Consider the following 7,187-nt stretch of genomic DNA (forward strand, 5'->3'; position numbering starts at 1 on the left):
CGTGGCGCGCGCATACGATGCGATCGTGGTCGGCGCCGGCATCGTCGGCGCGGCCTGCGCGCTGGCGCTGCGCGACGAAGGCATGGCGGTGGCGCTGGTCGACGGCGCCACCCCGGGAACGGGTGTCACGGCGGCCGGCATGGGCCACCTGGTGGCGCTCGACGAGAGCAGCGACGAACTGGCGCTGTGCCTGATGTCGCTGCGGCTGTGGGACGCGTTCATGCTGGCGCATCCCGGCGTGGGCGAGCCGTCGCGCTGCGGCACCTTGTGGGTGGCCGAGGACGAGCGTCAACTGGCCGAAGCGCAGCAGCGCGCGGCGCGCCTGTGCGCGCACCGCTACGATGCCGAAGCGCTCGACGGCGGCCAGGTCGCGCGGCTGGAGCCGGCCTTGCGGCCCGGCTTGTGCGGCGGCGTGCGCGTGCGCGGCGACAGCGTGGTGTATCCGCCGGCGGTGGCGCAGTTCTTGAGCGAGCAGTTCGCGCGCGCCGGCGGCGCCCTGCACCTGGGGCGGCGCGTGGCCGGCACGGGCCAGGGCGGGGTGATGCTGGACGATGGCGAGCGCCTGAGTGCGCCGGCGCTGGTGGTGGCGGCCGGCGTGCAGTGCGCGCGCCTGATGCCCGAGCTGCCGATTTTTGCGCGCAAGGGACATCTGGCGATCACCGACCGTTATCCGGGCCGTTTGTCGCATCAGATCGTGAGCATGAATTATGGACAAAGCGCGGCCGGCGACGATGCGCTGGCGGTGGCTGCCAATGTGCAGCCGCGCGCCACGGGGCAGTGGCTGGTGGGTTCGTGCCGCCAGGACGGGTGCACCGACAGCGCCATCGAACCGGCGGTGCTGGGAGCGGTGCTGCGCAGCGCGATCGCCTTGCTGCCCTGCCTGGCCGACATGCGGATCGTGCGCGCCTGGACCGGCATGCGCCCGGCCTCGCCCGATGGGCGGCCGCTGATCGGCGCCCATCCCGGGCGCGCGGGCACCTGGCTGGCCTGCGGCCATGAAGGACTGGGCGTGACCACGGCGTTCGCCAGCGCGCGCCTGCTGGCCGACCAGATCATCGGGCGCGCCAGCGAGATCGACGCGGCGCCGTATGCGCCGGCGCGTTTTGCGGCGTTGACGGAGGTGCGCGATGGCTTGTGACGAGATTGTGGTGCAGGTGGACGGGCGGCCGGTGGCGGTGCCTGCGGGCGTGAGCGTGGTGGCGGCGCTGGTGCTGTCCGATGCGCTCTGCACGCGCCGCTCGGTCAGCGGCGAGGCGCGCTTCGCCTTGTGCGGCATGGGCTATTGCCAGGAGTGCCGGGTCAGCATCGACGGGCGGCCGCACCGGCTGGCCTGCCAGAGCGCTTGCCGCGCCGGCATGGTGATCGCCACCGGCGCAGGGGAGGCGGCATGAGCGCGCCGCTGATCGTGCTCGGCGCCGGTCCGGCGGGGCTGGCCGCGGCGGAGGCGGCGTCGGCCTCGGGCCAGGCCGTGCTGCTGGTCGATGAAAACAGCGCGCCCGGCGGGCAGATCTGGCGCGGCGGCCCGCAACGCTGGCGCGACGCGCGCGCCAGCGCCTTGTGGGACGCGCTGCGAGCCCGCCCGCAGGTCACGTTCATGGCTGGCGCGCGCGTGGTGGCGCCGGCCGGCGCCCGGGCGCTGCTGCTGGAAACGGCGGACGGCGCGCTGATCCAGCCCTGGGACAAGGTGATCGTGTGCAGCGGCGCGCGCGAACTGCTGTTGCCCTTCCCCGGCTGGACCCTGCCCGGCGTGACCGGTGCGGGCGGCCTGCAGGCCTTGATCAAGGGCGGCATGCCGATTGCCGGCAAGCGCGTGGTGGTGGCGGGAAGCGGGCCGCTGCTGCTGGCGGTGGCGGCCACCGTGCGCGATCACGGCGGGGTGCTGGTCGCGCTGGCAGAACATCGCGCCAGCGGCGACCTGGCGCGTTTCGGCGCGCGGCTGGCGCTCTCGCACCAGGGCAAGCTGCTGCAATCGCTGCGACTGGCGGCGCGCCTGCGCGGCGTGCCGTACCTGCGCGGCGCGGGCGTGCTGGGCGCCGAAGGAAGCGCACGCCTGGAGCGCGTGCTGCTGCGTCAGCATGGGCGCGACGTAGCGCTCGACTGCGATTTTCTGGCGTGCGGTTTCGGCCTGACGCCGTCACTGGAACTCGGTACGCTGTTCGGCTGCGCGCTGGAGCAGGGCCGGGTGACGGTCGATGGGGCGCAGCGCACCAGTGTGCAGGGTGTGTGGGCGGCTGGCGAGTCGACCGGCATCGGCGGCGTGGACAAGGCGCTGGCGGAAGGGCGCATCGCCGGGCTTGACGCGGCAGGCATCGCGCCGCGCGCGGCGGACCTGCGCGCGCGCGCCAAGGCGCAGGCATTCGGCGCACTGCTGGCGCGGGCCTTCGCACCGCTGCCATCGCTGCGCGCGATGTGCACTGCGCCGACCATCGTGTGCCGCTGCGAAGACGTGGCGGCGGCCGACCTGGCGCCGCACACGGGCTGGCGCAGCGCCAAGCTGCAAACACGCGCCGGCATGGGGCCGTGCCAGGGCAGGGTGTGCGGGGCGGCCTGCGAATTCCTGTACGGCTGGGAGGCGCCGGGCTTGCGCCAGCCGGTGTTCCCGGTCAGCGCCGCGACACTGGCGCTGCCGCAAGCGCAAGCGCGAACGCAAACGCAAAGGGTGGACACGGTCGCCCGTGCCCACCCCGAATTACCGCAACAGCAGACTACTTAGTCCGGGGTGCCGTCGCTGCGGCGTCCCACATTGCTCTGCTGCGACTGGCGGCTGCCTTCGTCCAGGTCGGCCGACTGGCGGTTCTGGCGATTCGACAGGCCGGTGTCGTCATCCATGTCCTGGTCGGCCGCGAGGCGTTTGCCGCCCGGGCTTTTTGGCATGCCGCCGGCCACATCGTTGGATTGATGCTGTCCGGGGACGCCCTGCTGCTGGCTGCCCGTTTGCGAGCCGCTGCGGTCCGTGCTTTGCTGGCCGATCTGCGACCCTTGCTGCGAGCCGCCCTGCTGCTGTTTCGGGCCGCCCAGCCCGCCCGACTGCTGCGAATCGCCCAGGCTGCCCGACTGCTGGGCGCCGCCGATGCCGCCCGGTTGCGGCGAACCCGGCAGGCGGTCCGACTGCTGCGAGCCGCCCAGGGTGCCCGATTGCTGCGATTGATTCAGCTTGTCTTTCTCGACTGTGCCGCCGCGCGACGACGATGCCGATTTCTCGTTGGCGCCATTGCTGGATTGATTGTTCCCCTCGCTACGTTGGTTCGAGTTCATTGTTGATTCCTTTCCGAGTAGACACAAACATAGGGTGGCACCCGCCACTTGCGGAGGGACGGGGTGAGCGTCCAGGCCGTAAGCGGCGTTGCCAGGATTGGAATCATGCGCGTCCGTTCCGAAGCGCTGTATCGGAACACCGTCCGAGTCTGTGTAGGACAAGTCCTCTGTAAATATGACCAATAGTGGCAGGGTTCGGAGTACTGTGAGGAACTAGCCTGTTGTCCTACAAAGTCCATGCATCCTGTCCTATAGCCGCAGCGTTCCGCGCTGCTAAGATGGATTTGCTTGATCGCTCATCGGCGTGCAGCCGGTGGGGTCAGACAGAGGCACCAGCTAAAGGAGATGACCATGGCGTCAAATAACCAGGGCAACAAGCAAAGCGGTAGTCCGGGCAAGGGAACCAGCAACCGCGGATTCGCATCGATGGATCCCGAGCGCCAGCGTGAAATTGCCAGCGAAGGCGGCAAGGCGGCTCATCAGAAAGGCACGGCGCACGAGTTCACTTCGGAAGAAGCGCGCCGCGCAGGCAGCATGAGTCACGGCAACCGGCAAGCGGCACAGGCCGGTACGCGCAGTGGCGCGCTACGCGATGCGCCAGGCGACGGGCTACGCGACGCGCCAGGCGCCGACAAGGAACAGGGCGGCAACAGGCAGAGTGCCGGCGGCGGCAGCAAGGCTGGCGGCGACAAATCGCGCTGAGCCAGACCGGCCATGACGGGGAGCGGCGGCTCCCCGTTTTTGTCGGACAATTCGTACAGGCAGCCTGTGGGATGGGGTAGAATTGTTGCGCCAATTTAACAACCCCGAGGGAGTGTCGTGAAACAAGCAGTTATCCGCCAAGTCAAGAGCATGTATCTGTCATGCGATCCTATCGGTAACCTTTTATTGGCGAAATTTTCCTTCGATGGCGGCAAGGATGCCTGCGTCTTCATTCCCGCGTCGGTCGTGTTCTGGCTCCTGGAACACTTGCCGGTGAACCAGGATCCGGAATTGTTGCCGCCGCCGAACCTGCCGCGCATCTATCAGGAAGACTGGGACGACGTGGTCAATCCGCGCGTGCTGAGCGTGCAGTGCAAGCAGTTCGACGATGCCATCCGCATGACCATGGAGCTAGACCGCGCGGCCAACCTGACCGTGATCCTGAACCGCGCCAACGTGGAATTGATGCGCCAGATGATGGAAGGCTACCGCGGCGACCTGATGGACCTGGGTTTCTAAGCTCGCTGATCGGTGTTGCCCGCCCCCAAGCGGGCGGCATTTCGGTATGATGCTCTTCTTTGAGAACCAAAGACAAGGATCTGCCATGCCCATCAAAATCAGCCAGCATTTCGATTCCGGCGCTATCGACGTCGTGCAAGCCGACCAAGCCAGCCAGATCGACCTGAACCTGCGCTCCGACTCGCACGCCGACATCCACCAGTGGTTCCACTTCCGCCTGCAGGGCGCGCGCGGGCAGGCATGCACGATCCGCTTCCTGAACGCCGGCCAGGCGACCTACGCCGCCGGCTATCAGGGCTATCAGGTGGCGGCCAGCTACGATACCGAAAACTGGTTCCGGGTGCCGACCAGCTTCGACGGCCAGGTCATGACCGTGACCCACACGCCCGAGCTCGACAGCGTGTATTACGCCTATTTCGAACCGTATTCGTGGGAACGCCACCTGCGCCTGCTGGGCGAAGTGGCCGACAATCCGATTGCGCGCGTGCATGATATCGGCACCACGGTCGACGGCCGCGACATGAACATGGTGGTCATCGGCAACCCGTCCGCCGAAAAGAAAATCTGGGTCATCGCGCGCCAGCATCCGGGCGAAACCATGGCCGAGTGGTTTATCGAAGGCATGATGGACGCGCTGCTGGACAATGCCAATCCGATTTCGCGCAAGCTCTTGCAAAGTGCCGTGTTTTACATCATCCCGAACATGAATCCGGACGGCTCGGTGCGCGGCAACCTGCGCACCAACGCCGCCGGCGCCAACCTCAACCGCGAATGGATGACGCCGTCGGCCGAGCGCAGCCCGGAAGTGCTGTGCGTAAAGCAAAAGATCCACGAAGTCGGCTGCGATATGTTCTTCGATATCCACGGCGACGAAGCGCTGCCGTACAACTTTGTGGCCGGCAACGAAATGCTGAACGATTTCACCCCGGAACGTGCCGAGCTGCAAAAGTCCTTTATCGAGAACTACATGGCGGCCAGTCCCGACTTCCAGAACGTGCATGGCTATGCGGCCAGCAAGTACAAGGAAGACATGCTGACCCTGGCGTCCAAATACATCGGCCACACCTTCAAGTGCCTGTCGCTGACCCTGGAAATGCCATTCAAGGACAACGCCGACCTGCCTGATCCGTACACCGGATGGAACGGTGCGCGCAGCAGCGAGCTGGGCGCGGCAATCCTGCAGCCGATCTTGAAGGCGCTGGGCTGATCGTGGGCGTCGAGATCGAGCGCAAGTTCTTGCTCGCCGGCGAGGCCTGGCGCACGCTGGGCGAGCCGGTGCTGCTGCGCCAGGGCTATCTGTCGACCGATCCGGACCGCACGGTGCGGGTGCGGATCGAGGGTGAGGGCGCCACCCTGACCATCAAGGGGCGCAGCGAGGGCGCCACGCGCGGCGAGTGGGAGTATCCGATTCCGCTGGCCGACGCCGGCGAACTGCTCGATCGCCTGTGTCAGCAGCCGATCATCGAAAAATACCGGCGCCGCATTCCCTTTGCGGGCAATGTGTGGGAAGTCGATGAATTTCTCGGGGCGAATGCGGGCTTGATGTTTGCCGAGATCGAGCTGGCGTCGGAAGACCAGGCCTTCGACAAGCCGGACTGGATTGGCGAGGAGGTCACGCACGACCGGCGCTATTTCAATTCGAGCCTGATCCGGCTGCCGTTTTCGCAGTGGTGAGCGGGCCGCTTTACGTGTCTTGCGCGTGAAGGCGGGATAGGACTTGCGTCAGGTGATGCCGGTAGGCGGACGAAGGCAGCAGGAAAGAATGCGGGCCGGCCTTGTGCGCCGGGTCGACCGCTGGTCCGATGAAGAGGTCGTTGCCGGGTAATCGAATCAGCAGCGACAGACAACCGTCGAACGGTTCCGGTCCCCACGACACGGCGCAGTGTTCCAAGGAGGAGGTGCCGAGGTCGAGCTGGCGGGCGGCGTCCATGCCGAGGCCGGGACGGTCGCTGTCGTAGCGGGCCGTTGGAAAGAGCCGCTGCACCAGCGCCTCGTTGTGCGATGGATTCTGCTTGTCCAGGCAACGCAGATCGTCTTCGATTGCGCAGGCATATGCGCCGGCCACGCACGCGCTGTCCGGATGCGAGAAAGCGATGCCGTGGATGCGGAAGTCGACGCTGTCGAGAAAAATCCATCGATCGCTCCATGAGCGCCGCATGCTGGTCCATAGCGGTGGGTTGAGGACTGTCGTGGTGGTCCACCCGTTCGGCTTCATGAGCGGCCGAGGTAAAATAGTCGATTTGCCATCGCGCCCGCGCCGTCCAAGGAATGCATTCCGTGTTTTCTCATGCCCGTATTATCGCATCCGTCCTCGCTGGCGCTGTGCTGATCTCTTCACCCATGCAGGCTATGGCGCAAAAGCCATCCGCCAGGCAGCAGCTGGCCTTGCCGAACGCGCCGTTTTCGATCCAGCCGGCGAAAGCGGTCATCCAGCGTTTCAAACTGTTGTCCTTGCTGAGCCCTCTGGCGCGACAGGATAAACGCCTCGTGCGCTATTTGACCAGGATGGAGCGGGCCATTGTCTTCAAGGGGAATGTGACGCTCGACGAGCCTGTCGACATCAGCGCGATTGCGATGAATACATCGTAAGCGCTCCATGAACCACAGCCTTGTGGCCTAATCCCGATTTCCGCATGCTTGCCGTTTCAATTTTAAGGAGAGCAAGCATGGAAGGTGACACCGAATTCTGGACTTCACACGTCGAGGCGTGT

General features: G+C 66.3%; 10 protein-coding genes. 8 read left to right on the plus strand and 2 right to left on the minus strand.

Annotated elements, in window-relative coordinates; genetic code table 11:
• The first annotated feature begins 1 nt into the window (after window position 1).
• The 3 genes from F2P45_RS30300 to F2P45_RS30310 are packed head-to-tail and all read left to right on the plus strand — an operon-like array spanning window position 2 to window position 2,713.
• The gene (locus F2P45_RS30300; protein ID WP_370663335.1) at window positions 2–1,138 is read left to right on the plus strand and encodes an NAD(P)/FAD-dependent oxidoreductase; all 1,137 of its coding nucleotides are present in this window, start codon (window positions 2–4) and stop codon (window positions 1,136–1,138) included.
• Window positions 1,128–1,391, plus strand: a complete 264-nt coding sequence (locus F2P45_RS30305) for a 2Fe-2S iron-sulfur cluster-binding protein (RefSeq protein ID WP_166881940.1) — start codon at window positions 1,128–1,130, stop codon at window positions 1,389–1,391. Before F2P45_RS30300 ends, F2P45_RS30305 begins: the two co-directional genes overlap by 11 nt.
• The gene (locus F2P45_RS30310) at window positions 1,388–2,713 is read left to right on the plus strand and encodes an NAD(P)/FAD-dependent oxidoreductase (protein ID WP_166881941.1); all 1,326 of its coding nucleotides are present in this window, start codon (window positions 1,388–1,390) and stop codon (window positions 2,711–2,713) included. The genes F2P45_RS30305 and F2P45_RS30310 overlap by 4 nt, the downstream gene beginning before the upstream one ends.
• Here the strand turns inward: F2P45_RS30310 and F2P45_RS30315 are convergent.
• Window positions 2,710–3,255, minus strand: a complete 546-nt coding sequence (locus F2P45_RS30315; RefSeq protein ID WP_166881942.1) for a hypothetical protein — start codon at window positions 3,253–3,255, stop codon at window positions 2,710–2,712. The genes F2P45_RS30310 and F2P45_RS30315 overlap by 4 nt on opposite strands.
• Before the next feature lie 351 nt (window positions 3,256–3,606).
• On the opposite strand from F2P45_RS30315, the gene F2P45_RS30320 reads away from it, so the two are divergent.
• The 4 genes from F2P45_RS30320 to F2P45_RS30335 all read left to right on the plus strand — a co-directional run bounded on the left by F2P45_RS30320 (window position 3,607) and on the right by F2P45_RS30335 (window position 6,150).
• Complete coding sequence (locus F2P45_RS30320) at window positions 3,607–3,957, plus strand: KGG domain-containing protein (protein WP_166881943.1); 351 nt, start codon at window positions 3,607–3,609, stop codon at window positions 3,955–3,957.
• Window positions 3,958–4,143: 186 nt separating this feature from the next.
• Window positions 4,144–4,476 (plus strand): hypothetical protein, encoded by a 333-nt coding sequence (locus F2P45_RS30325; RefSeq protein ID WP_229505392.1) that lies wholly within the window; start codon window positions 4,144–4,146, stop codon window positions 4,474–4,476.
• 85 nt (window positions 4,477–4,561) lie between these two features.
• Window positions 4,562–5,683, plus strand: coding sequence for a M14 family metallopeptidase (locus F2P45_RS30330; RefSeq protein WP_166881944.1), 1,122 nt, complete (start codon window positions 4,562–4,564; stop codon window positions 5,681–5,683).
• A gap of 2 nt (window positions 5,684–5,685) precedes the next feature.
• Entirely contained in the window at window positions 5,686–6,150 is a 465-nt protein-coding gene (locus F2P45_RS30335) for a CYTH domain-containing protein (RefSeq protein WP_166881945.1), read from the plus strand.
• 10 nt (window positions 6,151–6,160) lie between these two features.
• Here the strand turns inward: F2P45_RS30335 and F2P45_RS30340 are convergent, their stop codons facing one another.
• Window positions 6,161–6,634 (minus strand): hypothetical protein, encoded by a 474-nt coding sequence (locus F2P45_RS30340; protein WP_166881946.1) that lies wholly within the window; start codon window positions 6,632–6,634, stop codon window positions 6,161–6,163.
• Between the two features lie 119 nt (window positions 6,635–6,753).
• Here F2P45_RS30340 and F2P45_RS30345 point away from each other — a divergent pair, with 119 nt between their 5' ends.
• The gene (locus F2P45_RS30345) at window positions 6,754–7,065 is read left to right on the plus strand and encodes a hypothetical protein (protein WP_166881947.1); all 312 of its coding nucleotides are present in this window, start codon (window positions 6,754–6,756) and stop codon (window positions 7,063–7,065) included.
• Window positions 7,066–7,187: the final 122 nt, after the last annotated feature.

The sequence above is a fragment of the Massilia mucilaginosa genome (assembly GCF_011682145.1).
Classification (GTDB): Bacteria; Pseudomonadota; Gammaproteobacteria; order Burkholderiales; family Burkholderiaceae_D; genus Telluria_A; species Telluria_A mucilaginosa.